The 26,734-nt window shown below is 61.1% G+C and carries 25 protein-coding genes and 1 pseudogene; 4 read left to right on the forward strand and 22 right to left on the reverse strand.

Annotated features, from left to right (window positions below):
* Positions 1-36 precede the first annotated feature (36 nt).
* The 17 genes from AB3X98_RS37935 to AB3X98_RS38015 all read right to left on the reverse strand — a co-directional run bounded on the left by AB3X98_RS37935 (position 37) and on the right by AB3X98_RS38015 (position 17,407).
* Positions 37-528, reverse strand: coding sequence for a hypothetical protein (locus tag AB3X98_RS37935; protein WP_069268367.1), 492 nt, complete (start codon positions 526-528; stop codon positions 37-39).
* A complete protein-coding gene (gene stbB / locus AB3X98_RS37940; protein ID WP_368610408.1) occupies positions 525-1,253 on the reverse strand; it encodes a StbB family protein in 729 nt (242 codons plus the stop codon). Before stbB ends, AB3X98_RS37935 begins: the two co-directional genes overlap by 4 nt.
* 41 nt (positions 1,254-1,294) lie before the next feature.
* Positions 1,295-3,910 (reverse strand): DUF5710 domain-containing protein, encoded by a 2,616-nt coding sequence (locus AB3X98_RS37945; protein WP_368605622.1) that lies wholly within the window; start codon positions 3,908-3,910, stop codon positions 1,295-1,297.
* A complete protein-coding gene (locus AB3X98_RS37950; protein WP_368605623.1) occupies positions 3,903-6,224 on the reverse strand; it encodes a type IV secretory system conjugative DNA transfer family protein in 2,322 nt (773 codons plus the stop codon). The genes AB3X98_RS37945 and AB3X98_RS37950 overlap by 8 nt, the downstream gene beginning before the upstream one ends.
* A 97-nt stretch (positions 6,225-6,321) precedes the next feature.
* Positions 6,322-7,473, reverse strand: coding sequence for an ATPase, T2SS/T4P/T4SS family (locus tag AB3X98_RS37955; RefSeq protein ID WP_368605624.1), 1,152 nt, complete (start codon positions 7,471-7,473; stop codon positions 6,322-6,324).
* Between the two features lie 21 nt (positions 7,474-7,494).
* Positions 7,495-8,580: a type IV secretion system protein VirB10 gene (virB10, locus tag AB3X98_RS37960; RefSeq protein WP_368605625.1), complete on the reverse strand. Its 1,086-nt coding sequence runs from the start codon at positions 8,578-8,580 to the stop codon at positions 7,495-7,497.
* 115 nt (positions 8,581-8,695) lie between these two features.
* Entirely contained in the window at positions 8,696-9,532 is an 837-nt protein-coding gene (locus AB3X98_RS37965; RefSeq protein ID WP_368605626.1) for a TrbG/VirB9 family P-type conjugative transfer protein, read from the reverse strand.
* Positions 9,529-10,431 (reverse strand): virB8 family protein, encoded by a 903-nt coding sequence (locus AB3X98_RS37970; RefSeq protein WP_254320441.1) that lies wholly within the window; start codon positions 10,429-10,431, stop codon positions 9,529-9,531. The genes AB3X98_RS37965 and AB3X98_RS37970 overlap by 4 nt, the downstream gene beginning before the upstream one ends.
* Before the next feature lie 184 nt (positions 10,432-10,615).
* Positions 10,616-10,975 (reverse strand): hypothetical protein, encoded by a 360-nt coding sequence (locus AB3X98_RS37975; RefSeq protein WP_254320442.1) that lies wholly within the window; start codon positions 10,973-10,975, stop codon positions 10,616-10,618.
* A gap of 22 nt (positions 10,976-10,997) precedes the next feature.
* Entirely contained in the window at positions 10,998-11,930 is a 933-nt protein-coding gene (locus tag AB3X98_RS37980; RefSeq protein WP_254320443.1) for a type IV secretion system protein, read from the reverse strand.
* Positions 11,931-11,944: 14 nt separating this feature from the next.
* The gene (locus tag AB3X98_RS37985) at positions 11,945-12,562 is read right to left on the reverse strand and encodes a type IV secretion system protein (RefSeq protein ID WP_368605627.1); all 618 of its coding nucleotides are present in this window, start codon (positions 12,560-12,562) and stop codon (positions 11,945-11,947) included.
* Positions 12,563-12,804: 242 nt separating this feature from the next.
* Positions 12,805-15,204 (reverse strand): transporter, encoded by a 2,400-nt coding sequence (locus AB3X98_RS37990; protein WP_368605628.1) that lies wholly within the window; start codon positions 15,202-15,204, stop codon positions 12,805-12,807.
* 192 nt (positions 15,205-15,396) lie between these two features.
* A complete protein-coding gene (locus AB3X98_RS37995; RefSeq protein ID WP_069268378.1) occupies positions 15,397-15,825 on the reverse strand; it encodes a VirB3 family type IV secretion system protein in 429 nt (142 codons plus the stop codon).
* Positions 15,826-15,831: 6 nt separating this feature from the next.
* Complete coding sequence (locus AB3X98_RS38000) at positions 15,832-16,176, reverse strand: hypothetical protein (RefSeq protein WP_368605629.1); 345 nt, start codon at positions 16,174-16,176, stop codon at positions 15,832-15,834.
* Between the two features lie 12 nt (positions 16,177-16,188).
* Positions 16,189-16,860 carry a lytic transglycosylase domain-containing protein gene (locus AB3X98_RS38005; protein ID WP_368605630.1) on the reverse strand — a complete coding sequence of 224 codons (672 nt, stop codon included), beginning with the start codon at positions 16,858-16,860 and terminating at the stop codon, positions 16,189-16,191.
* 37 nt (positions 16,861-16,897) lie between these two features.
* The gene (locus tag AB3X98_RS38010) at positions 16,898-17,191 is read right to left on the reverse strand and encodes a hypothetical protein (protein WP_368605631.1); all 294 of its coding nucleotides are present in this window, start codon (positions 17,189-17,191) and stop codon (positions 16,898-16,900) included.
* Positions 17,192-17,194: 3 nt separating this feature from the next.
* A complete protein-coding gene (locus AB3X98_RS38015; protein ID WP_368605632.1) occupies positions 17,195-17,407 on the reverse strand; it encodes a hypothetical protein in 213 nt (70 codons plus the stop codon).
* 613 nt (positions 17,408-18,020) lie between these two features.
* Between AB3X98_RS38015 and AB3X98_RS38020 the strand changes: the two genes are divergently transcribed.
* Complete coding sequence (locus AB3X98_RS38020; RefSeq protein ID WP_368605633.1) at positions 18,021-18,419, forward strand: helix-turn-helix domain-containing protein; 399 nt, start codon at positions 18,021-18,023, stop codon at positions 18,417-18,419.
* Positions 18,420-18,683: 264 nt separating this feature from the next.
* On the opposite strand, the gene AB3X98_RS38025 is transcribed toward AB3X98_RS38020, so the two are convergent.
* Both AB3X98_RS38025 and AB3X98_RS38030 read right to left on the reverse strand, forming a co-directional pair.
* Positions 18,684-19,358, reverse strand: coding sequence for a hypothetical protein (locus AB3X98_RS38025; RefSeq protein WP_368605634.1), 675 nt, complete (start codon positions 19,356-19,358; stop codon positions 18,684-18,686).
* A gap of 333 nt (positions 19,359-19,691) precedes the next feature.
* Positions 19,692-19,916, reverse strand: a pseudogene (locus tag AB3X98_RS38030) (IS110 family transposase); the annotation flags it as partial.
* 293 nt (positions 19,917-20,209) lie between these two features.
* Here AB3X98_RS38030 and AB3X98_RS38035 point away from each other — a divergent pair.
* The 3 genes from AB3X98_RS38035 to AB3X98_RS38045 are packed head-to-tail and all read left to right on the forward strand — an operon-like array spanning position 20,210 to position 21,959.
* A complete protein-coding gene (locus AB3X98_RS38035) occupies positions 20,210-21,010 on the forward strand; it encodes a hypothetical protein (protein WP_368605635.1) in 801 nt (266 codons plus the stop codon).
* The gene (locus AB3X98_RS38040) at positions 21,007-21,594 is read left to right on the forward strand and encodes a hypothetical protein (protein WP_368605636.1); all 588 of its coding nucleotides are present in this window, start codon (positions 21,007-21,009) and stop codon (positions 21,592-21,594) included. The genes AB3X98_RS38035 and AB3X98_RS38040 overlap by 4 nt, the downstream gene beginning before the upstream one ends.
* Positions 21,564-21,959 (forward strand): hypothetical protein, encoded by a 396-nt coding sequence (locus tag AB3X98_RS38045; protein ID WP_368605637.1) that lies wholly within the window; start codon positions 21,564-21,566, stop codon positions 21,957-21,959. The genes AB3X98_RS38040 and AB3X98_RS38045 overlap by 31 nt, the downstream gene beginning before the upstream one ends.
* An 803-nt stretch (positions 21,960-22,762) precedes the next feature.
* Here the strand turns inward: AB3X98_RS38045 and AB3X98_RS38050 are convergent.
* The 3 genes from AB3X98_RS38050 to AB3X98_RS38060 all read right to left on the reverse strand — a co-directional run bounded on the left by AB3X98_RS38050 (position 22,763) and on the right by AB3X98_RS38060 (position 26,414).
* The gene (locus tag AB3X98_RS38050; protein WP_368605638.1) at positions 22,763-23,920 is read right to left on the reverse strand and encodes a hypothetical protein; all 1,158 of its coding nucleotides are present in this window, start codon (positions 23,918-23,920) and stop codon (positions 22,763-22,765) included.
* Positions 23,921-24,196: 276 nt separating this feature from the next.
* A complete protein-coding gene (locus tag AB3X98_RS38055) occupies positions 24,197-25,207 on the reverse strand; it encodes a ParB/RepB/Spo0J family partition protein (RefSeq protein ID WP_368605639.1) in 1,011 nt (336 codons plus the stop codon).
* Complete coding sequence (locus AB3X98_RS38060) at positions 25,191-26,414, reverse strand: ParA family protein (RefSeq protein ID WP_368605640.1); 1,224 nt, start codon at positions 26,412-26,414, stop codon at positions 25,191-25,193. The genes AB3X98_RS38055 and AB3X98_RS38060 overlap by 17 nt, the downstream gene beginning before the upstream one ends.
* Positions 26,415-26,734: the final 320 nt, after the last annotated feature.

Here is a 26,734-nt window from a genome sequence, read left to right on the forward strand (position 1 = left end):
CTAAGGTTCCCCTCCATGAGATGCGGTGGTTTTCGGCTAGGTGAGCGTGTGTGCCAGACGGGCAACGACCCAGATGAGCGCGGCGCCCGCGCAGAACGCAATGCCCATGAAGGCGACGAGCGATCCGGTTGCTGCAACTGCCGGATTCGTGGGCACGACGCGACCACGCGATTCAACGGCAGCCCGCAGCCGCGCCAGTTCGTCCACGACATCCGCTGTTGCCGCACGTCGCGCCTGGTCAGCCGCCTTCGCGGCTACCTCGCCGATGAACGCCTGGCGCGATTGCGTGAGCAGCTTCGTCAGTTGCGTGTTCTCCTCGCGCAGCGCCTGCACCGTCGCGGTCAGTTTCTGGTCAGTGGACTCCATCAGCGCGACAACATGGTGTTGCGCATCCACGACCTTCATCTGCTCGATCAGGATCTCCGCGAGCACGGCCAGCTCGTTCGACGCCGGCATCGTGGCGATCACCCGGCCCAGGCGCTCAGACGCTCGCCCGGCGTGATCCGGCTGCGGCGTCGGCTCGTTCATGCATCGACCCCTTCCATCAGTGCGGTAAACGCCTGGTCCATCAACGGCTTGATCGACAGCGCCTTGCGCTTGAGGCCAACCAGCCTCACGAGACGGTCCTTCTCAGAGGCGCTCGCAGCGTCGATCAGTTGCGCCTTGTAGTCCACCCCGTCTGTCGCAATATCGTGGATCGTACGACCGGCGGCCGCCGCAAGCGTAAACACGTCGTTCTTTGGGATCAGCGCATCCTGATTCAGTTCGAAAGTCCGCTCCCTCTCATGCAGTTCGAACAGTTTCCCGAAGTGCCGGCGCAGCGTTACCTCGCGGTCCTCGCTCCTGACCAGATCGACCTTGTTGAGCAGCACACGGATGCGCCCAGGCTCGACGCCGAGATCCGCGAGCATGTTGATCGTCTTCATGGAGTCCTTCATCTGCTTGCTCTCCGGTTCGACCGGCACAACGAAGCACGCGTAATCCTCCTGTGCCCCTTTGGCACCATTGAGGCGGTTGAGATACTCCTCGACGTTCGATGCACCGATATCGACCAGCAGATCACGGCCGCGCATCAGCTCGTCATGCAGTTCGTCAAAGCGCGCGGCAATCATCACCTCGACCTTCGGGCCGGCCGAGTCATCCGTATTGATTGACTCAATCTGGCGTACCGACATGGACGGCAGCCTTGGCGCGAGCAGTTCGCGGGTCACGGTAGTCTTGCCGACGTTGCCTGAGCAGTTCACGATAGCCATACTCATTTTCCAATCCTTATCAATATTTGGAGTGCCGCCACTTACATCATCTTCGGTGCCATGCCGCCTGTCTGCGCTTGCGCAGGCAGCGGGATGTTCGACGGGCCCTGGGCAGGCGCGGCCTTCGGTGCCGTCCACGCCGCATGCAGCTCGGCCGCGCGCCTGTCGATCTCGGCCGGGCCGGCGTCACGACCCAGTTCGCCGCGTGCAATCCGGGCCTCGATCTCCGTGCCCGCCTGCATGCGAGCATCGAACCGGCGAATCACCTCGGCACGCATGCGCGCGGGTGCCCGCTCAAGTGACTTTTCGAGGACTTCGCGCAACTGCGCGACGGTTTTGAGTGCTTCAGGCGTGGGCGCTGCCGCCATGTCCGCAGCAGGCGAGAAACGCGCTGCGCTGGCCGCCGCTTCCGGTTTTGGGTTTGACGGCGCGGCCGCTGGATTCTCCTTCGCCGGGTTCGTCTTCTGCGCGACATCCGGCGTCGGCGACGTTCCGGCCTTGATCGTCAGCGCCGCACGTTCACGCTTCACGGCCTCGAGCAATGCCTCGTCGCTCTCGGCGGGCCTGAAGCCCTTTACATCCACACCCGCGAGGGACGCTTCGATCCACGCGTTGCGGCGGAACGTTTCGCTGCCGCGCACCACGATCGAATCCCAGTTCTTGGCCTTCGCTACTGCCATCATGTCGGCAATCGTTGAGCGATCGTTCTGCCGGGAGTACAGGCGTGCCCCGACATCCTCGAAGTGCGGCTGCGTGATCGCTGTCGGATCCCGCTGCGCGCCCGACGTACCCAACCCGGCCTCCATGCCATCGAGCTTCCAGAACCGGCCATCCTTCACCATGTAGCGCGCCGCGATATGGGCGGGCACGTGGTAGCCGTCTTTCGTCACGACCGGCTTGCGTGAGGCAGGATCGACGCCGATCTGGTTGTCGCTGCTGTCGGCGATACCCGCAACGCCAGCCTCGTGCGCGTCTGCCGCTGCACCGGCGTCGCCCGCGTGCAGCCCTGGCATCGGCTTGCCCTGTTCGCGAAGCAACCGCTCGGCGGCCACTCGCTCGCCCTCGCGCACCGTGCGCACGCGCTCCAGATCCTGAGTCGACACGGAGTCAAACGCCGGGCGCTCTGGATCGTTCGCCGGATTTCTTGCGTCCGTTTCATTCTGCGCGGGCGTCTGCGTGCGCCCGATCTGCGTGTCGATCATGCCCGACACCGCCGGTGTGTCCATCGACGTATCGTTCGCAGCGCGGCCGGGCTGAACAACGGGTTCGTTCGCCGCCGCCGCGTCGACAGTCGGGCGAGCGACGTCCTCGTTGCCGGGCACGGCATTTCCTGTGATGCCACGGCGGCGCATTGCGTCGTTGATTGCCGCTGCATCGCCGACGTCGGCAAAGGTCACCAAATCGCCATCGGTCTTGACGTCCGGCTGCGCCTGCGAGGCTGGAGATTGCGCCAGTGATGCATCGACCTGCCTGTCGAGTGCTTCGCGCACGTAGGTCACGAACGGCTCGCGGGCGGCCGGCGACAGAAACGCAAGCTCTTGATCAAGTGCGGCGGCAACTTCAGGCGCGGTCTTGCCTTTCCCGAACTCCTCCCTGATACGCCCCGTCATCCCCCGAAAGTCCGCCAGGTCTTTCGCCACCATCGACCAGTCCGCTCTGTCCTCCTGCTCACTACCGGTCGCAGGCATCGCCGCCACCGGTTCGAACGCTTCGGCGATGTCCGCGAAGGTGGCAATGCCGTCGCTGCGCTCTGGCTCGCGATGGCGATGCCGGTTTTGCGGCGCGACGCTTGCCCCGTCAACCGGAAGCGCGTCGTCCACCGGGTCGGAATCCGTCACGTCGCGCGCAGGCGTGCGCTCGTCGATTTCCATCGGACTCAAGCCCGCTTCATCGCGAAGTTTGGCCAGCGCTTTGGCTGCCCGTGGCGGCAGGGTCTCCGCCGCAAAACCAGTGCGGTTGCGGATCTGCTCGCCAATCGCGCGCTCGCCATCAACAGCGTTGCCGGACTTGCGCCACGCTTCACGATGGATCGACTCCAGCCGCTGCTCAAGTGCAAGCGTATGGTTGACCTCGTTGCCACGCAGCGTGACCGCTGTCGTAATCGACTGGATCATTTCGCGAAAGCGCCGGCCGAGCGCCGCGTCGTCGAGCTTCGGCTGTGCAGCCTGCTGGCCAACGCGCGCGCCCCGTCCATACAGATGCTGCCGGTCGGCGAAATACTGGTGCCGCGCCTGGACACCGGCTTCCCGCACTCCGTCAATCATCTCGAATGCAGAGGCACCCTGCGCGCGCAACCGGTCCCGCGCCTCCAGTCCCGCCCTTTCCGCGGCGGCCTGAAGGGAGTCCCGCACGAAGGCGCGGGACTCATCGAGCGGTTGACCCATTAGCTCGCTCAGCCGCACGGCTTCCCGCTCGATGTCGGCTTCACTGCCGAACAGCGTCTGCGGCTGCCCGCGCACGGCTCCCGGTGCCTGCCCTGCCTGCGGGTCTTGCGCTGGCATCCACCGCGCAAAGGGCGCCACGTTAGTGCCGCGCGGCACGTACCATTTTTTCGATCGCCGGTCGAACCTGGCGCCCAGATCGTGCGCCGCGTCCTTCTCCCTGAACGGGACGTCCAGATACGTCCGTTTGCCTTTCGGCCTGTTCGGGTCAGCCATGTGATACCTCCTTTGCCTCGTTGTCCGCCGGCGCGACAGACGCGAGCGCCGGTTCAATCCGGTCCTGGACAGCGTCATCCCCGCCTGCCACGTTGAAATCGATGCGGATGCCCGCGAGCATTTCGCGCACGTCCTCGCGCATCGCGACGCCAAGCTCGGCCAGGTCAGCTTCGAAGCCCGCGAGCGCCATGCCGGTCGCGAGTGGCCCGGGCGCGCGCTGGTCGAGCGCGAGAAGCTCGGCCGCGGTCAGCGGCTTCGCACCGGCCTGACGTGCAAGTCGGATTTCGCCAGCAGCCCTCGCGGACAGCGCCGCGTGATACGTCTCTGGGTTGTGCGTCGGGATGGCGTTCGCTCGCAGCTCACCGGCACGCCAGGCCGCCTTGATTTCGTCTTCGGTGGGCAGGCGCTTGTTGATTGCAGCGAGCATCGGACTGACCGAGCGCATGCGGTCGATAAACAGGTCATCCTCGTAATAGGTCGCCTTCTCGCACAGGATCGGACGCTGGAAACCAAGCACGATTTCCTCGTCCTGCTCCATGCGCTTCAGTTCCTGATCGAGCATCAACGCGCGGCCCTGATCTGACGTGTTCGTGCCGGTCGACGTGTTGCGGCCGTGATTACGGCTTTTCGAGGTTGCCTTCTCGGTGAACGTCCCCAGCGTCTCGGACAGTTCCTTTGCATCCTGCTGGTTGCCAGGCGCGTACGCCACCAGCACTGCGTGGTTGGTGATCAGTGTGCGCGCCCCGGCCGGCCCGTACAGATCGTTCGGCTCCAGCTGCGCCTTCGACTGCAGGATCGTGAGCAGGCGAATCCAGTAGCCCGCGATGAACGCGTTGCCCTTGTCGAGTACCTCGATGCGACCGAGCGCAGTAAATTCGTCCCCCACGCCAAGACACTGATATTTGATGGCCGGATCGTCGCCTGGCAGCACGTCGAGGTTGTCCTCGATCCACTGCGTGTAGAACAGGTTGCCGAGCAGGCTCGCGACGGCAAGCTCACGCACCGGCAGCACAACGTAGATCGACATCAGCTCGCGCCGCACGCGGTCGAGCTCGAAGTCGCATGCGCTCGTCGCCTGGTCGACGATCGGGTTGCTGAACAGGCGCAGACCGGCGTTAAACGTCGCAACAATGTTCAGCATCGTCTCGTCGGGCGAGGCCAGCACGCGCGAGAGCGCGCCCAGGCAATCGCCCGACAGCGGCCCCCCCTTCTGCGGCTCGTGCTGCATCAGATCCGAAAGGTGCTCACGCACTTTCCTGTCGGGCGTGGTCGCGAGCCGCAACACCTGTCCGAACGTACAGTCACCCGTCATCTCCATCAGGTAGAGCGCGAGGCCCATGAACAGGTCACTCGCCTGCTCATAGAAGAACTTGTTGCGACCGTCGGTCGTGTGATACAGGCGCGCTGCGATCGCCTGCAGGCGACCCACCCGCACGAAGGACGCACTCTTCGCAATCCTGAAAAGCGGATTCCAGCGGTGCGTGTAGCCAGTCTGATCAAATGGCGCCCAGCGAAACACCTGCTGGCCGCAGGCCTGCCGGTACCGCGACGTCAGGTCGTAGTTCTCTCCCTTCACATCGAGTACGACCACCGAATCCGGAAAGGTGAGCAGATTCGGGATCACAATGGCTGCACCTTTGCGTGAACGCGTTCGCGCAGCAACCATCACGAACTCCGTTCCGCGGAACGTCAGGTACTTGCCCTTGTACCGCCCGACGATGATCGACGGGTCGCGGTGATCGCCCTTGCGGCCGCCCCTGTTTCGACCGCGCCCGTTAGCCTCATCGAGCAGGCCGTACCGCCGAACCTCGTAGCTGTAGGCGAAGCGAGCATCGCCATGCAGTTCGCGCTTCGGCTTCATGACCAGCGCCGCGACGATCGCCGCTACCGGCACAAGCGGTACGATGACCGATGCCGCTGTCGCCATCTGCAGCGAGCGTTTCACCGCCTTCACGCCGCCAAAGGCGCGCCAGTAGTCGTGCAGCGTCCACAGCCCGATTGCGGAGTCCGGCAACTTTTCCAGCTTCGCAAACAGCATCGCGCCGACGTACTGGCCGGCCGCAGCGAGACCGATCAGAACCACCGGTGCAAGCAGACCGGCCGCGATGATCCGGTCGGCAAGCGTCGCGGCTTTTACCAGCACGGCGCTCGCACACACGCCCCACAACGCGCACGTCACGACGACGAGAGCAATCACGGCCCCCATTTCGACAGGATCGCTGATCGCGTCGAGATGAAGCAGACGGCCGACGGCGAAAACGACTGCGCCGGACACAAGGCCAAGCAAGCCGCCAACAAGGAGACGGGCTTTCATGCTGACGCTCCCGCTGCCGCGTGCGTCTGCCGCTCCAGGGGTTCCCGGCCGGTGTGCCCGCCACTGTCACCAATGCCGGAATCGTTCGATCGCGATCTCATGCATCACCTCGCAGCAGCCTGTTTTTACTGACCGGATCGAACCAGATTTCTGTCAGGTCCCGGTTCTCCATAAACAGCACCACGTCGACCGTCATGCGGATCTCGCGCATCAGGTAATCGAACGGGAGCGTCTGGCCGACCGGGCTTTGCTTGACCAGCGTGGCGATGCGCGTGAGCGTCGCGATCGAGTCGTTCGCGTGCACCGTCGTCAACCCGCCCTGGTGTCCGGTGTTGAGCAGCGTCAGGTAGTCCCAGGTTTCGTCGCCGCGCAACTCCGCAAGCAGCACGCGATCGCATTTCATGCGCAACGTCGCCTTCACCAGGCGTCGCGCTGGAATCGCCTCGCTGTAGAAGAGGTGAACGTGATTTCGATGCAGTGGCAACGGCAGCTCGTGAGTATCCTCGATCGTCGCCAGACGCGCCTCGCGCGGAATGATCGGGATCAGGTCGGCCAGCGCCTTCATCAGCGTGGTCTTGCCGGAGCCCGTGCCGCCCACGAGCACGATGTTCAGCCGGTTCAGGATGGCCAGCTTCAGAAACCGCACGACATCGCGCTGCGCGAGCGCGTCGAGCATCTCATGCTGGAAGCGCGCCAGGCCATAGGCGCCCAGCGCCCGGGACGGATTGAACACCGCAGTGGCACGACTGACGTCCATGCCCTCTGAGCCTGACCGTGCCGCCGCAGCGTCGATCTCGCCCGGCGTCATTGCGCTACTACCGCCGGGTCCGCCCCGGACCACATCACGGAACCTGGCGAACCGCCCGGCGTCCGACCACTGCTGTACCGAAAGGCGCGTTGAATTCGGCACGCGGATCGTCAGCGACACCGTACCCGGCTCGCACGCCGGTGGAATCACGATCTGGCCACGCTCGCCGTCGGGCAGGCGCACCGGCTTTTCCGGCTCGGCCGCCGAAAGCGGCGGCTTCGCCTTGTTGTAGATGGCCAGCGCCGGTGCGAACTGGTTCAGCATTTCCAGCGACGCATTCGGAAGATCATGGCGCTGCCAGCCGTCGCGCGTTTCGGTCCAGCCTTCATAAGGACGGTTAATCGCAAACTCGGTGACGCCAGGCATCGCAAGCATTGCGGCGATGCCGAGTGTCTTGAGGTGACTGCGTACCGTAAGACTGTCGTCGTATTGCTTACTCATAAGCACCCCGAATTTAATGAATCAAGGCGTCGCCAGTTCGTACACGTCGGAGAAGTCCACATCGCGCGCAACGAAGATCGTCGTCATCGATCCGTACTGCGAGTACGCGGTCGGCGGCACGTTGATGGTGTTGCGCAGCGCTTCGGCCGCTACCTCACCACCGGCATTCGTGGTGTTGTTAAACTGGATGCCGCTACTGCCTGAGTTCGCGACCAGTGTCGACAGCGCCTGACCGGCATCGCTGATCAGGCTGACCATCATGGCGCCGCCAAACCGCGTCCAGAAGTGGTTGTCGACGTAGGCCGGCAGACCACTGCCGCCGAGCGCATCGGCCGCCGGCGAATCGAGTTGCACCTTTACGCCGTCAGGCGTCGTCAGCCGCGTCCAGATCACGAAGATCCGCGCCTGACCCTGCATCAGCGCCTGCCGCTGCTCGCCCACGACCTCGGAGCCACGCTCGACCAGCAACACCTTGCCGTTCGCCGAGTACACGTCTTTCGCCACATGGCAGGTGGTCATGCCCGGGTAGTCGGTCACGATCTCCGCACCCTGCACGCACGGGATCGTGGTGCCCGCGATCAGCAGGTAGTCACGCGACGGCATCAGTTCCGCCTTCACCGTTTCCAGCTTCGATGGCTGCAGCTTGCTGTCCAGTCCATCCTTCGCGAATCCGGCATGCGAACCGGTCAACCCGGGCGTGCCACCAGGGGCTGCCGCGTCGGTCGTCCTCTCATCCTTTGATGTGAGCAGCACGTCGCCATCGAGCTTGCGTTGCGCCGGCGTCTCCACCGCGCTGGCCGCCGTCGCTGCCGTAGCACCGCTTCCATTCACCGCACTGGCTGCGTTCGCATGCGCAGGTGTAGCAAGCGCCGCGCTAGCTGCAGCCGCTTCCGACGCCATCGCCGCTTCCTCTGCCCGCTGCTTTTCGATCTTTGCCTTGTCGCGCGCAAAGTCGTGCCGGTCATCTGACGGCTTGTCCTTTGCCGCTTCCGCCCTTGCCGCCTCGGACTCGGCGTGATGCTGCGCCGACCACCGTTTGATCGCGACTCCCAGAGCGATCGCGCCGAACAGCAGGATCAGCACCATCCCAATGACGATCGGAAGCATCCGGAACGGGCTCTTGCGCTTCGTGCGGCCAACACCCGGCACCCCGCGCTCGCCTATGCCGGCGGGCTCGACCGGTGTCGGGTTCGCCAGGTTCGGACCGTTCAGATTGATATCGTCACTCACCGCCCGCCTCCTTTTGCTTCACGAGCCGCACTGTGCCCGGAATCGTCGTGCCTGTCGGGTTCAGCTGGCCGTCTGGCCGGTAAGCGTTGTTGCGGATGCCGAGCACGGCGTCCCCCACGCGCAGGTTGAAACGCTCCGCCGTGTCGTGCACGACGAGCACGGGGCCGCGCATGTCGTCAGGATTGACGAGCGCTTCCTTGCCGTCCCCGTACACCCGATAGATCTGCGGCAGATCACGGCTCGTTCTGAACTCGAAGTAGGTAAAGCGGCCGTCATCCCACAGCGCCGTTGGTGCGAGTGTCGTGTCCCCATGCATGTCGTAATTGAAGTTGCCCACGCCAGACGCGCTGACGGTCTGTGCGAGCAATGCCCGCGCTTCGGCCGAGCGCACCGCGGCGGCCGCCGACGCCTTTGCACGCGTGTCCGGATAATCGAAGGTCAGCGACCAGACTGCCTCCTCGTGCCTCCTGACCGGGACCAGCTTGAGCACATAGCGACGTCTGTTCGTGAGCAGAATCAGGTTGGTGGCCGCCTGCGGTGCCTTCGGCTTGAAGAAGAAGCCGTTGCCGGCTGGGCCAGCCGTCCATGCCTTACCGTCGCCCATGCCGCCGCCGTCAATTTTTTCGCCTTTCTCGAAGACGAGGACAGTCGCCTCGCCCGGGCGATAGGCGATCCGGTACGTCTCATTCGGGTCATACACGGCGCACGCAATGTGCCGGTCACTGCCGCACGCACCGGGCACGACTTCGGCGACAGCCGGTAGCGACATACCGAATAGCGCGGCAGCGATCGACGCTGCAGCAAGCGCTTTCGGGAACCGGATGGTCATGGGTTGGCCCCTCCGGCCGGTGCGCTCAACGACATACTCGACGGTGCCGACTGGGACGATGTGGCCGCCGACGGCATCGGTGTCGCGCCGTCTGCGGTGCTGCGCGTCCAGTCGCGGTCGACCGAGTAGCTGGTGACACGAAAGCCCGTTGGATTGAGCTCCTGTTCGTCGCTGCGGGTCGGCAGATCGCCTATCTCGTAGGTGATCGTCGCGACCCAGTATTCGGTTTTAGGCGGCGGTGACGTCGAGCCGCCCTGCGACGGCAGCGAAAGCATCGTCTTCGAGAAGAACACCTGTGCGGTGGATCCGACGAACGTAATTGCACCTGGGCGCACGATCACGCGATATTTGTCGGTGAGCACGTTTTGCGGCGAGTTCTTGCGGTTGTAGAGCGCCGCGTACAACGCCTGCTCGCGTGGCGAGTTCATCAGCGTCACGGTATCGTACGCATCCTGGATCGTGTACCAGTCGTATTTCTCACGCAGCTTCACATACGTGCGCAGTGCTGCCCGCACCTCGAGTTCACCGAACGTCACGGATCCGCTGTGCGCGACATCAATCACCTGCACGTCGCCGGTCGCGGTGTTATCCTTAATAATCACGGGTGGTGACGGTCTCTTTAGTTGTACTAAGGCTGACGAGCCAAGAATAGAGATAAGCGCGATGAACATGGCCCCGCCCGCAACGCGCCATGCAATCTTCGTCATGTTTTCCTGCAGCTGCTGCCGGGACTTCTCGAACGAGAGCGCTTCCCTGAAATACATCCGCGCCATCTCGCGCGGATCGGCGTCGGCGAGTTTCGCCGCAATGTGCTGCAGCGCGGCCGCGCAATTGCCGTCGACGGCAACCGCGACTGGCTCAGCCTGCACCCGCGCCGGCTTCCATGGCATCCATTTCATGGCGCACTCCCCTGTGTCGCATGGTTGACAGGCATCCACGGCCCCTCCGGTTGCGTTGGCTTTGGTGCCGACGAGCACGCAGCAAGGAGCGCGGCGCAGCAAAGCAGGACGATTAATTTCACGTCAATCTCCGATCGGGTGGACTGTCCGCCGTCTCTGATCGCTCCGGCGGATAGACTGCCGCTTATTTCTCGCGCTCGAATTCGGAGCCAGGTGTAACGAGATGTCCATTCGACCTATCGATCGTCATTGCATATTGAATGCTGGAACTAACAATCATCTTCCCGTCTACAATCGTGGCCGGTTGTTGGCGCATTACCGTTCCGACCTTGTTTCCATCGTCGTTGTACTGATCTTCCCGATGCGAAACATAAAAATCATTTCCGCTCCCATTTCTGCTAATGACGATATCTTTATAGTCCTGACCACTAACGCGCGCCCACTTGCCGATGTACTGATCACCATCATTGCCCTTGCCGCATCCAAATTGCGCCAACGCCACGACGACCACTACTGCCGCCTTCGCAGATCGAAATTCCCTCATGGACATCTCCTGGTATGTAAGATCACACGCGGCCAATAGAGTTGGTAGGCGCCGATGATGCCCCACTTGCGCGCCCGCCTGTCAGCCTCATCGCCCTCATGGCTGCGCTGGCCGCGTTACCGAGCTTACCAACCATCGAGGAGATGCCCACGCCACCGGCAAGTTGCGATGCGAGTGACGGCATGCTCAACGACACCACGATGAACACAAGCCCCGCCCCGATGATCTTTCCTTCAATTGCATAGGTCAGCATCACGTTATGCACGTCGAATGTCTTCGGCAGTACAGAGGTCATGAAACCCACCTCGATCGCGCCTGTTGCACCGAATAGTGCGACGAGCAGGCCATAGTTCAGACACTGTCCGACCCAGTTCTGGAAGAACTGGCGCGTCGCCGGGAAAAGTGCCGCTACAACGAAGGCCGGCCCGAGCGCGAGCAGCAATCCAAGAGCGAACTTCGCGAGGATGATGTATGCCGCTGCAATCGCGAGAAACGGCACGCCGACCAGCAGGATGCAGATTGCAAGTACTGAAACTTCGATATAGAGGCCGACATCGCTCCACGTCAGTCCCGCGTACATTGCCTTGATTGCGGAGATATAGAGATTCAACAGAGTATCGAGCCCACTACTCAGGCTGTTGCCACCCATCAAGGCACTACTCAGATCGTCCCCGAGGCCATTGAAGAATGGCACGACGTATTCGCTGTAGTAGCTGATATTCATCCCGAGCGTGAGCACAGCCGCCCACCCTGCCATCTTCAGCAGGAAGTCGGATATCGGACTGTCGTTGTGGCCACGCCAGTACGACACGAGTACGAGCAGGACGTAGAGACTAAAGCAGGCAGCGACCAGCGGACTGATCAGTGAGATCATCCGGGCCGAGCCGGTATTGATCGTGTTCAGCACGTTCTGGTCGAACGAGTTGAACATGTCGCTAAAGATCTGCAGTTGCATGGTCGCACTCCCCGTTATTGATCAGCGTTGTCGTCGCCGTTCAGCCGTTGCTGCATGTCGTTATGGGCGGCCTGTTGCGCGAAATCTTTCTCTGCATCCTGAAGTCGCGCCGCGAGATCGAGGCGCATCTTTTCTGCGTTGATCGACGAGTTCTCTGCCGCCCACCGGTTTTGCAAATCGGCCTTCGCCGCCGGATCCTGTGTGAGGTTCGACTGCTGCATCAGCTGCTGGATGTTCGTCAGACGGTCGATTGACGCCTGATACGAGCGCATCGCCATTGCCTTGTTGGCGGCCAGAGTATCGTTCAGACGTTGCTGCCCGGGCGTGTACGCGGTCATCCCCTCCTGGCTCTCGATAGTGCTGGCGAGGCCGCTGATTCCGTTCAACTGCCCGCTCTTCACCTCGTCGTAGACCGACTGCCACTGATCCGGCAGGTAGTTGCGCAGCGACGGGTCATTGAAGATGTTTCCGAGGCCACGATTGCCGATCGTCGACTGGTACTGGTCCGAGAGCAGGCTGTACTGCTGCTCCAGCTGCTTGACGGTCGAGATCGCCTGCGCGATCGCCTGCAGGTCGATCACCGGGACACCCTGCGCGTGCGCTGCCTGCATCGAGAACGTGCCCGCGATCAACGCGGCGCTTGTCAGATTGCGAATGCTTTTCATCGTCACGCTCCCAAGCTGAACTGCAGTTGTCGGCAAACCATCGCAATACAGTCTTCAGTCCCACGCAGCCAGTCGAGCAAACCACAAGCAAAACGCGCTCGGCGCCCACTCTCTGAGGCCAGCGCCGGTCGTGCTCGTCCAGCCGCTCCTTGAGCTGTTCGCGCGTCGCTGGCTCGATCGCCGACGAAAGGTGAAGAGCGTAGTCGTCGTCATTCGGCTTCCTCAACAAGTTCGGCCTCGTGCTTGCGATCGCGTTTGCCCTTGCGGCGTGCCTGGAACAGCCGCATTCGCAGGTCCGTGTCGCCATGTGCGTCGCCCGTGCATTCTTCCCAGATCGCAACGTTGTCGAGACTGCTGGAAAGCACCGCGATCTCGTCGTTCATGCCGCCCAGGTCCAGTGTTGCAAACGCCGACTGGTTGCTCTGCTTGATCAGGAACGTGCGGGACTCTTTCGACAGCCTCTTGAGCGTGTCGAATTCGCGGTCGGTCAGGTTCAGGAGCTTGTAACCGTCGCGCGTCGCGTCCGGGTTCGGCAGATAGATCTTTGTCGCCGTCAGGTCGCGGATCTCGGCGAACACCGGACACTGGATTGCGTCCTCCGGCGACTGCGAATCCAGGATCAGGAATTCGTCTGCCTTGCGGCCCGTCTTGAGCGACTTGCGGATCAGCTCCTGCGTGGTGGGGTAGCTGGCCGGCAGCCAGAATTCGGCAATCACCGTTGCGAGCAGTCCGCCCCTCTTCTGCATCTGGTCCTTGAGGTACAGCAGGTGTGCAAGCACCGGCTCCGTGGCGGCATAGTCTTTCTTCAGGAAGTCAGTGACGTCGAAACCGATCCGGCGCACCTCGGCAATGTTCGTCAACGCATCCGGTATGTTGTCCAGCGCCCACGAGAATCGACCGTTAGTTGCACCACACCACTGGCTAAGACGGACACACAGGCCGTTCTCGTCGCCCGTATCCGGGATCGACTCCAGCAGGCGGCTGAAGGTTCTGTGCTCGATGTTCTCGAGCTTCATGACCGTGTCGACCGCGTGCTTGATCTGCCGCTGGTCGTCAGCACTGAGCTTGCCGTTCTCGTCGCGGCAGCAGGCACCCACCAGGTCGTAAAGGTGCGCGAGGTTGCGCTTCGTCTCGGGCAGGCCAAACGGCGCAAGACCGGTCGGCTCGCCTTCGCGCAGCGTGTAGTAGACAGCGCCCATCTCCTCGAGGAAGATCCGCAGACCCTGATCGAGATCGAGCGCGAAGATCTTCGGGTCGAACCGCTCGAGGAAGGCGAGCAGCATCGTCTCGAGGGTGGTCTTGCCCGTGCCGGTCGAGCCGAGAATAAGCGTGTGGCCGGCAACCTTCTCGCCCACGCTGTCCTCATCCAGGCGCGAAGCGTGACAGTTCAGGCTGAACAGGCTTTTCGCAACGGTCTGCACCGGCATGAGGGCCGAGCCATCGCCGAGCGGATTGCCGCGTGCCTTGCCGGCCGAATAGGTATGCATCGAAAACGACGACGCGAGACTGCGGGTCGATTTCGGCATCGGCCGCGGCTTCGTCCTGAATCCCGGCACCTGGCTCATGTACGTGAACGGTGCCGATGCCGTCGCCTTCACGAACTTGAAACCGCAATCGTTCAGCGCCCGACTGGTTACGTACGCGCCGTTGCTGATGGCCTTCTCCGGCGTGTCGCCGTACACGACGAGCGCCCCGTGATAGTCGCCGAATGCGAGATCCCGACCGGCGATCAGCGCCACCGCATCCTCCAGTTCCTTGATCTGGTGTTTCGCCTTGTCCTCGACCGACCTCAGGTGATTGATCTGGTCTTCGATCGCCTTCATCGCTTCGGCAGTGCTCAGACAGCCCAGGCTCTGCGTGAAGGTGAATTCGACGGGCAGCGACAGCAGCGGATTCGTCTGCCCCCAGCCGGCCTTCGGAAAATCCTTCAGGTCGTAGCAGACCGCGAACCGGGTTGAGCGATCGGTGCGGATCTCAACCGTGTCGTAGTGGAAGTGCAGGTGCGACGTCGGGATCAGGTCGCGTCCGGTGGCCTGCGTGACCGGCACGCGCTCGTCGACGCCATTCACGAGTTCGCCAATGAACTGATACGCCTCCGAGAACAGGATGCCGTTGTGCCCGTATGCTTCGAGCAGTTGAGGATCGTAGGCAACGATAGCCTTCATCAGTCCCTCGCCCAGCTCCTCGAGCTCGCGCACCGTCTCGTCCAGGTCGTCGCCCTGCAGGATCGCGGTGATGTAGAAACTGTTCTCGAAGTGATCGTGCCTGCGGAAACGCCGCAGGTATTTGTCGACGGCCTGCTGGATGAACGGATTGTAGAAGCGGTACTCGTCGCCGAACGAGATGCTGCGCCGACGAAACGTGGTCCACAGCGACAGGCGATTGCCTTTCTCCAGCGTCATCGCGGCCAGCTGACGGTTCCAGCCGTCGTAGCGTGCTTCGATCTCGCCACGGCTCACCGATTCGAACGGCACGCCGTTCACGCGCATCACCAGGAAGGCGCCGCCGTTGTCGACGCTTGTCACCGTTTCCGACACCGGACGGCCGATGCGCGGCAGCTTGTCCTCCGCGGACGTAACAAGCCGGTTCAGTTCGTTGGTCACGCGCATGCTTCGTCTCCCGCGTACGGCATGTCGTCCGCGCCGCAAATGCGACGGCGCTCCTCCGCGAGCCGGCGAAACACGTCATACATTGTCTTGCCCGAAGCGGGAGCACCAGCCGTCATGGCGTAGCCCACAATAGGCGTGCACGCACTGGCAGCGCCATCTGTTGACAGCCCAGGATTGTGCGCAGGCTTGCGGTCATTCATCTTCGTCCTCCTCTGCCTGCGCAAGAAGGCGCTGACGCAGCGCCTCGAAGCGCTCAAGGTCCCGGCCGCGCGAAAACGAGCGGGTGTACACGTTCAGGTCGCGGCCATACCGCATCGGTGCGAGCGTGTATGTCCTGCCGAATACCGACACACGACGGCGGTCCAGCCAGCAACGAAATTCCAGCCACGTCAGGCGCAGTGCCTGGTCATCTGTCTCGCAGACATGCCGGAAAAACAGGAAGACGGGCACACCAGCCGAGCCTATCAACAGACCACCGGGACCGAGCACGAACCCACCGACCATACTGGTGATCAGCGATGTACAGCCGATGATCAGCGCCGGAAACATCGGGACGCCGCCGATCATCGCGGTACGGTTAAGACCCGCGTAGGAGGGGTACAGCGTGCGTTCGTCTTCCATGGTGATTCAGGCGAAGAGTCCGAAAGCCCAGCCGGCGAGCACGAGTGCCGAACCCACGCCGGCCACCTTCGCGATGCCGCCGCCGAAGTCATGAATCCAGTCGGCCTTGTTGGACCAGCACTGGACCCCAACCCACAGCAGATACGAACCAGCCATCACGCCACAGAATCCGTAAAACCATAGCGTGAAGGTGTTGGCCGCCGACGTGCCCGCTGCCAGGCCACCGCCCGCCCGGGCTCCGCGGGCGGCCATCGCCATGACCACGGCGCCGATGCGCCCGGCATTCCTGCCACGCAAACGCACCAAAGCCGCGGCACGGCCGGTCAAGGGTTCGAGAAGAATCTTCTTCATCTGCCTGCTCCGTCAAAAATCGCCCAGGGCGTCCCAGGCTGGATGGTGATTGACCTGTTGGGCGTGCTCGGCCCCGGTGTCGGTGCTCACTGAGTCATCGGCCCGCCGCACACGGGCCGGGTGCACTACTGCGCGCGATGCTGTATGCACAACGGGTGCCTTGCCCTCCGGTACGACAGCGATCGGCGACACGACAGCAGCGCTGGCTTCGCTATCGGGGACGTTCGCAGCCACGCGCTGGACATAACTCGTGCCACCCACATCCGGTTTGAAGCCGCGCGTGAAATTGCCGCTGTAGTAACAGCTAAGCGCCGCGCGCACGGCATCCTGCGGCACGCGTCCGCCGGCGGCCGCGCGGGTGTAGCATTCGGCGAGGATGGCGCCGCCCGCGCGCAGGTTCGCGCACGGATCGAACGCGGTTTCAGGGGTAAGGCCATAGATCCGCAGGTTCGCGCGATTGACCTGGGCCAGGCCCATGCTGTAGTTCCAGCCAGCCGCCTCAAGCGCGCGCACGGTCGCCACCGCCTCGTCGCGGTTGCGCGGTTGGCGCACCAGGTGGCCGCCGACCACGCCGATGGCGAAGGGATTGAAGCCGGATTCGGCTCTGACGAGCGCCTGCAGGGTGGTCGGATAGACGGCCGGGGCGCATTGCTGCGCGAGCATCGCGAAGTCGACTGGCATCATGACCGCTCCGTTGCGGGCCCAAACACGAGGCGGGCTTTCATGTGGCGCCTCGGTCGCGCCTGAGCCGACGCGCGACGCCTTCAGCGACGGCAACCGCGACCGCAGGCAGTTGGGGCGTCACCCGCTTTGCAGCCGTACCGCCCATGCCCGAGTCGAGAGCGGCCGGAACAATGGCCGATAGCGACAGCCCCTGCATCCGCTGGTCGCCCCAGCGTACGTAGTGTTCGAGAAGCCGTCCCAGACCGCGGCAGCCCCAATCGGCGAGCACGCCCAGCTGCAACAGGCCCATTTCAACGGGTTTCGCAAGGGGATGTCTAAAGAGGCCGCGCATGGTTCACCACTCCCGGTTGTCACGCGGCCAGCCGCGTCTGTACGCCACGCAGCCGATCGCGGTCCAGCCCAGACCCACGATGGCCACCGCCATGAGCTCGCCCAACGACGAGTGCCGCTCCATCATCCAGTACGCTGTGCCAAGTAACGATGTTGCACCCACGAACAACAGCAGTGCGCACGCACCCTTTCGGATCCACCCGAAAACCCTGCCCATTACGATGCCCTCCGATGTGGCCAGTCCCCACTTGCATGCTGCGAGCCCGTCGTGCCCATGTGGCTATCCCTCCGACCCCGCCCCACGCGCGCAAACGAAGCTGCCGCACGGTGTCTCGCTGCGCGCAGGATCTCAATTTGAGCATCAACAGCGTCCACCTCTCTCATTAATCATTCAGGAATGCTAACGTTATACACCGTTGAATAATATGGTTCTGATCAAAGCCTCGTGTAACAGGTCCAGATGAGCGCGTTTTCGCTATTGCTAATGCGGAAACTGACCGATTTGGCAAACCATTCAATGCAATGCATATAACTTAGTTATGCTTATTGATTTGATGAAACCTCCCACAAAAATCGTTAGTACGCTCAGCCCGTTAGCTATCTCCTTTAGACGTCACAACGCCGTCCTTGAGATCTAGCAAGACCGCAGCGTTGAGTTACGTGTGGTCTTTCCGTTTCGAGCTGGGCCGCTAAGCCCGGAATTCCTTGCCAGATTGTTCGTCTTCCACTGTTTTCAGTACCATGGGTGGCCCGTATACTGGTCCGATGAGATGAATTTCTTCCAGTATGGGACATTTTTGTCCCATACACAACACAAAAGACCAATTTAAATGCCATTAACGTTTGGTTCGCGCCTAGCCGAAGAGCGTGATCGGCTCGGATTCACTCAGGGAAACATCGCCGAGTGGACTGGCATCAACCGCAAGACTCAATCTGCCTACGAAAAAGAACAGCGCTATCCGGATGCTGGCTATCTGATGACGCTAATCGAGCACGGCGTGGATGTCGCCTATTTGCTAACCGGGAAACGAGCTGCGCGCTACGGAGCGGTGGATGAGCAATTGCTACAAAAGGTGTTTGCGACCATCGAAGCCAGCATCTCTGCCACAGGTATTCCTGTGGATGTTGAGAAGAAGGCCAAGCTGTTCGCACTCGTCTATCAAGCGTCCTCAGAAACTGGGGAGGTAGATCCGCTGATCGTGCGAAAGGCAATCAGCCTCATTTCCTGACTATCTCAACCGGTTGCGTGATTCAACACTGCTGCCCGCTTTATTGCATCCACAGGCGCCTGCGATACCGCGTGCAGGCCCCGCTCTCTGTCATCTCCGCACGCCGTTCCCGCCGCTCGACAATTAATTGCGCGTTTTTGGAACGCGACTCATACCGCGCGTGCTCAGTCCGCCAGTCGTTTGGCTCGCGCGGAAGTCGGAACTGCGAGCCAACAATGCTATTCATCCGCCCCTCTTCAGAATTTCTCGCTTCACTCGGGCGGCCTAGCGATCAACTGGCACTGCAGTGACACTTTCGCCGAAACACCGTGACAACTTCAAGATGCCCAAATACTCTAGTTTTTTATGGGAACCTGTGCTACGTCCCGCTGCCCTGGCTTCTAAGTGCCCGGATGCTGCGCGACGGGTCTGCCCGCCCCCCTTTTTGCAGAGGTCGGCCGCAGGTTTTTCACGTCTTGTACGTTCTGCCGCATACATGCGGGAGCGATCGCTTTGCGGATCGACTCCCGCTTCCTGAAACAAGCGACGAAACAGGACAAGCGAGCGACGGAAGTGTTGATTGGCAGCGTCTGACTCGACATGCAGGCGCTCCGGGAACGTTTGCGCATTCTCCGGCGTGACATGGCCGTTAGTGGCATCCGTAATTCCCCTCGCCAACCAGAATGCATAGTGTGGGAGAAGGCGCGCCAGTGCCTCGATCATATCCGGCGTTGGTCGTTGGCGTCGATGAAATACCTTGCGCCACCGTTGCGTGGAAACTCCAGTGTACTCAGTCAGCCGCTCAAAAGGGCCTCGCCCTAGCTCCGGAATTTGAATCAATTCGGTAAACGAATCGACGATTCGCCGGAGCGCTCCGCGCCGCAGGCCACCTTCCGTTTGCCCAAGCCGTGCTTGCTTATTTAGAAGCACGATAAGGCGATCTTCAATCGTTGTAGACATGTCCAGAATATCCTGATCCGGTGACTTGTCCTGTTACGCCACGACATTTCGTATGAAAATACTGCACCTCCCTCTGAGCATGCCATCTCGGTTACACTCGGAAACATTGATGACAGTCGTTCGGTAGTCAGTCGGCAAGAAGTTTCCTTGCGGTCTGGTTCAGAGTGGCGGGCGGCAAATCGACTAGATCAATGCACGGCGCATAGTAAGCGACTGATAGACGCGTTTTGTCCGAGCGTGCATGGCTCGGATCGTAATGCGCAACCATTAGGAGTGCGAGCAATTCTAAATTTTCCGAACTCAGCCAGCTCGTCCCATGTGAAAGCCCACGCGTGACCTTAACGGCACGAAACGCATGGAGGGGCTACTTGCGGCTTCGCAGATCGCATCGGCATCGAGGGCGTCGTTTTTTTACATGAGCGCCGCCCTTGCGGTACGGGGCGACAATTGGGGTGAAATCAGGCGCACGTCATGTCCGAGAGCGCGGAGTTCGCGTGCCCAGTAGTGCGCGGCGCCGCAGGCATCCATTGCAACGAGACACGGTTTAAGTTTCGCAAAACAGATAACGAATCGATCGGCCGCAATCGCAGTAAGTTTCCGCTGGGTTGAAGTCGCATTTATTTAGTATTCCTTAATTCATTTCCAAAGAAAGCAAGGAATAAGAGAATATGAAGAGCGTCGCCACATCCATCGCTACACGACGAATTTGCACTCAACCCACGCACCTCTTTTGTCGTCGTTTCGTTTTGCATGCCGGTTCCTGTGTGTGGGTTGGTCGATCATATGACTTTCAAACTATTGCCCACGCGTGGGTTTTCTATTCGTCTTAGGACCCGGTTAGGAAAAATAAAATGCGCTCGACACGCCACGCTCGCCTGGATTATAACGACTTCCAAGACCCTTTTTTGTCTGACGCCCTGACCGGAGCGTACGCGACCATCGCAAGATGGGGTACAAAACGATGGGCGGACGGGACCGATCCAGAGTCTCCACAACAGATGCTCTCGAAGATCGTCGAGACCCACACGAAACTGAAGATCTCGTTTGATCTTGGATTCGAGGGTCCGTCGGTCAGCTTCCCCAAGGTCGATCGCAACCACCCCATGCTCAACGCAATGCGGCGCCAGTGGACCATGTCGAAGGATGGCCTGAAGATCATCAAGGGCGCCGGCTCCCGTGGTGCGGGTACCGTGACTATCGCGACCGGTATGGTGTCGGGCGCATTCGCTGAGATCGAACCGACGATCTACATGCCGGTCGATCTATTGGTGGACCGCGGATTCTCCGCTGAAGAGCTCGCGTCGATCACGCTGCACGAGATCGGTCGCGTGTTTGTCTATTTTGAGTTCATCTCCCGCACCGCTACGACCAACCAGGTGCTGGCTGGCATTGCGCGGGCACTGGACACCGCTGACACACAGAAGGATCGTGCGGTGATCCTGCTCGCGGCCCGTGAAGCACTCAAACTCAAGGACTTCGCTGCGAGGAGTTGGAGAACTTCGCTGATAAACGGGTCATCGAAGCCGTCCTCTTGTCGAACGTTGTGCGCGAGAGCCGCTCGGAGCTGGGGAGTGACATCTACGACGAAAACAGCTACTAGTTCCTCGCCGAACAGTACGCGACGCGTCATGGCGCGGGGCGCTATCTCGTGACCTCGCTGGACAAGCTCTACAAGTCGTCGTGGGGCATAAGTACCCGGTCGTTGCCGAGCTTTGTGATGGTCGAAGGCCTCAAGCTCGGCACGCTGACCCTGAGCGTTGCACTGCTCGGCACGCTTCCCGCGTTTTCGCTCTATGCGGGTTTTCTGAGTCTGATCATAATCGCTTCGGACAGTCATCTCGACGCGACCTACGACCGTTCGAAGATCCGACAGCAGCGCATTCGCAACCAGCTGGTGGAGCGGCAGAAGGAACTGTACGCCGAGGTCACCCATCCCGGCGGCATCCGCTTCTCCAAGATCATCTTTCTCGACTCGGGGTATTGGGCGCTCGAAGGTCCTACCGAAAACCACGACTCGTCCTGGAAGTCCGACCGCGCGGGCGCTCACGCGTGCCGAGTACTACTCGGCCAAAGCAGCAAGCGCCGACATGCTTTCACTTCCACCAAGCCTCCTTTGGTAACACCATGCAACCCACGTTTGATCTCGCCAATGATTGTTTGGCACTGGAACTACTCTCCGATAATCTCGCACACCTTCATCGCCTCGTGTCTCTTTTGCATGCGGATGTCCGCCTGACGCTTCAGACCGCCGCCGAGGCTTACGCGCCGTTGGGCCACAACCGTTTGTTGGAGGCGTACTATGCTGCCGGCACCGAGTCCGCGCACTTGCGAATCGCCACCGAGAACATCTTCAATGCGATCGGTGCGCGTATCACGAAAACCCTTGAATTCTTGCTCAGTCTGATTCGCAAAGCCGTCGGCTACATCACGGGACTGGTCATCGGCAAGAAGAAACCCGATCCCGCCGCTGACACGGCCAAATTAAAGGCGCTAAGCGAGGCGCTGGAAAAGGCGAAACTCGATCAGAGTAAAGTCGAGGCCGTGATCCGAGCGAGGACGCTCGATAAGTCATTCCTCCAAGGCGTGAGTCGGGAACGGTGACGCATCGCTCCATAGATCGAGTCGTCAAAGAATGCCGGACGCAGCCAGTCCCTCAGCCACGTTAGACCGCATTTTCAAAATCCAGTGCTATGCGTTCAATCCGACGAGTCGTCGTCCAATGCGATGGTGCATGTCATCACTGCTGAGCCGTCCTCGCGCGTCGGCAGAACGATGGGTAACTCTGCGAATAGAGGTTGGCTGGCTCGCTGATGCGTGCGCGGAGTAACTCAACGAAACTCAGTAATAAGCTGCGCTCTCCAGTGCGCAACACCGTCGCGACTTCTGGCTCTCGCACCGAGGTGTCTTCCTCTGCTGAGAACCATGGTTGTGATGTCGGGGGTTGGTGCCAGCGGCGCGGGCTTTGATTGATTGCGAGTCGCACGACGTTGTTTGGGCTTGGCCGTGTGGCGAAGGCTTCTGCGATGAGATCCGTGGAGCGCTTGAAATCGGTCGTCGGTAAAAGATCCGGTGCCCGCGAAACCCAATCGGCCACTGCTCGGTAGTCGCTGCGCGAGGCTCGATCGAACCGTATGCGGACTTCCTCCAGTATCAAAGTCCGGTCTTTGGCCACAGACCCTCCGCGCTCTCGTCGATTTTGATCATCTATTGGTGTCGTTTATTACGAAATACGTGATGCGTACTACAGAAGCGCACTTCGGCGGCTGTTTGCTACCTCCAGCACGTTCCCGTTTACGGGGGCGTGGGGTCGTGACCTCCAAAACGACACACATCCCGTGAAACAATGCCGATGGAATCCGCTGAAACGCCTATCCGGCAAGGGTTAGATCGATGTGTAAAAAATCTTAGTCGTGTTTCACGCGCGAGCCACAGAGCGCTTTGAGAGCGGCGAGATGCGTCGCCACGTCGCGCGTGAGCTGCCGCGGCGACTCGACGGATTTTGCGGAGACCTGAGCGCTCGGAGCCGGAGAAGCAAAGCCAATTCGTTTGATATGGCCCCGTTTAATCAAATCCACGAACTCTACAGCCCATTCTCCGCCGACGCGCCGGGCGACGTCCTCACCTGAGCGATAGACGGTCAAACATGCCCCACCCTCGCTGACGACGTAGCGTTGCATGCCGCTAGCGTCCTCGAACGTCTGGCCATCGAGTTGCGTGAGTTCGCGTGCAGCGCCTTGCTTCGCCTGGGCGGCATCTCGGACAGCGGCTTGTTCGGCGGAACGGGCGCGCAGTTGGTGGCCGAAGTCGGTCGGGCTTGCGAGCAGTGCTCGCAGGTAGCTGATCGGGTACGTTGCTTTGCGCAGCGGTTCCCAGCAAACCTCGACGACCTCGGAAAGCAGTTTCCCAGCTTCACGGGCTTGGCGCATGAGCTTGAAGATCAGGAAATCCGTGAAGCCGAGCGACCGCAAACGCTGCAGGTCTTGCGGCGGTTGTCCGGCCTTGTTTGTGGAAAACTCCCCCGGTTGTCTCTTTTGAAAAGACGTAGGGATAAGATCCTTAGTATTAGCACCGTCTGCCACACTGTCATACGGCTGCTTAAATTCTTTCTCGGACTGGGCAGTTGCTTCGGTAGGCTGTGTTTCGGCTTCAGCGGCGGGTGCGTCCACGAGTCCGAGCAACACCGCAGCTTTTTCCGTCAGATGCAGATACGCGCGTCCGAACAGCCCCGCTTCGACGTAACGGCGCTGCGGTCGACGGTCGATCAGCCCAGCGGTCTCCAGGTCCGTGAGGCTGCGATAAAACGTGCGCTCGGATTGCATTGCGCGTTCGGTCAGGAGCGTGCGACGAGCAAAGATCTCACCGAAGGGTTTGTCGGCATCGACGGTGCGGGCGAGGGCGGCCAGAACCGCGCGTGCGCGCGCCGGGACGCCGTCGAGCCGAGCGGCCCGATGCGTCGCCCGGAGGATGACCCAAGGGAGGTTGACGTTGTCAGTGGAGAGATCTGCTTGCGAAGGGTGTGTTTGTCCCTCGCCAGCCGTACCGAGTACGCGCGCGATAGCCATAGCCAGTCCATTTTCAAGAATGGATTCGAAAACGCTTGACTGACCAGGGGGATCGGCTACACTCGGTGCTGTACAAAGCCTGCCCGGTTATGTACAGAACTCGATGACTGGTTGGCGCCAGATATCGGGTAGGTAGCTTAGGACCCAGTCCTCAAGCTGCTGGTCAAAAGCCTTCGGTTCCAGCCGAGGGCTTTTGTTTATGTGTCGTGCTTAGCTCACGTCAACGCTCCTAGAGGTTAGTCGGTATTGCCGACTCCTTAAAAATCAATCACTTAGTCATTCTGGATGGTGGCTGCTGTCTTGTGCCATCCGCTCGAGATGCAAGCGAATCGCCTCTTGAGCCGCACTCGCCTGCTCTTCCGACTTGAACTCGATGCGCATGACGTTGCCCACACGGCGCACGTCGCACCAAGTCGCCTTCCCTGCTTTGACCTTGAATTTCTCTGCTGCCGCGGGAGCCCTCGTCGGTGCGTCAACCGCCCGCGCAAACTTCAGCGCCTGCTTCTGATCGAGTTTTTTGTCGGCCAACTGCTTGACTGCCTCGATCACCCGAGCCGCTTTCCCTGCCTCTGCGAGGCTGGCCAAGTCCGCTGCTGCTCCGGCTCCGAGGATCGTCTTGTTCGTGTCGACGATCTCCAGCACTTCATCGGGGAGCCGGCCGAACGCGAACAGATCACTCACGGCCTGCTTCGAGAGACCGGAACGCTCGGCAACATCGGTTTGTGTGAACTCGGGGTGACCTTCCTGGAAGCGCTTGAGCCCGATGAATTTCTCGTAGTCGGTCAGATCCGACTGCATCAGGTTCGCGAAGAACGCGCCGTCGGTCGCTTCGACCTCGTCTTTGGCGGTGCCCAACACACAACGAATCGTGGGTAGGGAGAGGTCCCTGTGCGTGTCCACGCGATGGTGGCCCGACCAGATATCCCACTCGCCGTCGGGGCGCGTGAGAACAACGACCGGCTCGATGAGTCCGTTGTGGCGAACGTTCTCAAGCAACTCGACGTACTTCTCGCGCGGCTTGAACCGCCGGCGACCCGGAACCTCGTGCAGCTTGTCCACCGGCAGTTCAACTGCGCCGTCGGTATTGCGCGCCGCTTCGAGCTCGGCGGTCAGCTCCTCGATCTTCCTTTGGTAGCGTTGGGCCTCAAGACGGAAAGCGCCAAGCTGACCAGGCATCGTCATCGGACGCTGTTCCGCGATTGGCGTACGTTCCGTGGCGCCCTCTGCAACCTTGTCGGCGAGATTCGCCGTCCGCGCCATCAACCGGTCTTTAAGTTTGCTCGACATCTGCCACCTCGCTACCTTGAGCCGCAATCTGCAGACGCCACGCGTGCTGCAGTTCAGCTTCCAACTCATCGATCACGCCGTCGAACGACTCGAGCGCCCGGTTGTACGTCGCGGTCGAGCCGTCGTACTTCGAGAGGTCGTAGATCGTTTTGAACTCGGCTGTCGCGTTCTTGACCAGATCGCTCTCCAGTACCTCGGAGCGAGCAAGCAGTTCCGCGTAGGTCTGCTGGATCCAAGACTTCACGACATCGGTGGTCGAAACACCCGGCTTCACTTTTGAGAGCACGACCTTGATGAATGCAAAGGTCTTCTCCACCGACCGCCCATCGGACAGCGAGCGGAAGAGTTCGGCGAACTGCCGGAAGAACTGGGTGCTCGACGCGTAGTCGAGGGTTTCCGGGGGCAGGGGGATCACCATCCCGTCCGTCGCCATGAAACAGCCGATCGCGAGATACGAGAGCGTCGGCGGCGTATCAATCACCACCACGTCGTAACGCTCGCGGATCGTATCCATCGCGCTGTCCAAGACCTTCCAGAACTCGTAGTCCGGTTCCGAAGCCTGCTTGTTCGGCAGATAGTAGTCAGCACCGAACAGCGCAGACGACGACGGGATGATGTCCAGACCGTCCCAGTACGAGGGGATCGCGACGTCGATAAGATCGGCAGCTTCACCGTAGACAACCGGCATCACCGTCATCTCTTCGGTGACTTCCGGCGTCGGGACATAACCCATGAGCGTCGTGGACGACGCCTGCGGATCGAGGTCAATCAACAGCACCTTATGTCCGTGCAGGGTTAACCCCTGGGCGAGCGCAACGGCGTTCGTCGTCTTTCCGACGCCACCTTTGAAGTTGCCGACGGAGATGACAATGCCCTTAGCGCCCTCGGGGCGCGGCTCGTAGGGGCCAGCCAGTCGCACGAACTGTTGGGCTTCAGCGAGCGTAAACTCACGATTGCGTCCGCGCATCGTCCCAACAGGAAGGCCTTCTCTGTGGCCGCGAGTACAGAGATAATTGATCTGTGCCCGTTCGAGCTTGCAGATCTTCGCGAGGCGAGCGCCCGTCACCGTGGGCGCTTGCTTGCGCGGCCACGGTTCGAGCAGATCGTCGCGGAGCTTAGCGAGCGTGCCCTCGGCGCGATCGGCGATCGCGTTGAGCTCGTTCACCCCAATCGTGATTCTTGGGGGCGAGAGGTCTTTAATTGCCATGTCTGTAACCTCGTTTCACGTCCGTCATCGAAAAAAGCCAGATTCGTCGAAATCCGGCGACGTAATCGTTTAGGCGAAATGTAGCGGGTTAACAACGCCCTTGCAAGTTAACTTTCCTGGGTCGTACCCCAGGGAAAGCCGCACCGGACTTGGCTGTGGCGGAAAATCCTCGAATTTGGATCAGGAAATCCCACCTGGACAAATGGAATTTCTTGTCCACTCAGGTGGCGGCGCGTTGGATTTGCAGTGCAGCACTGTTCTCCTCGCGGCGAGCGATGAGGTTTGCGCGGACCTCTAGGTCGTGAAAAATCTCCCACGTT

Source organism: Paraburkholderia sp. BR14312 (assembly GCF_040948675.1).
GTDB classification, from domain to species: Bacteria; Pseudomonadota; Gammaproteobacteria; order Burkholderiales; family Burkholderiaceae; genus Paraburkholderia; species Paraburkholderia nodosa_A.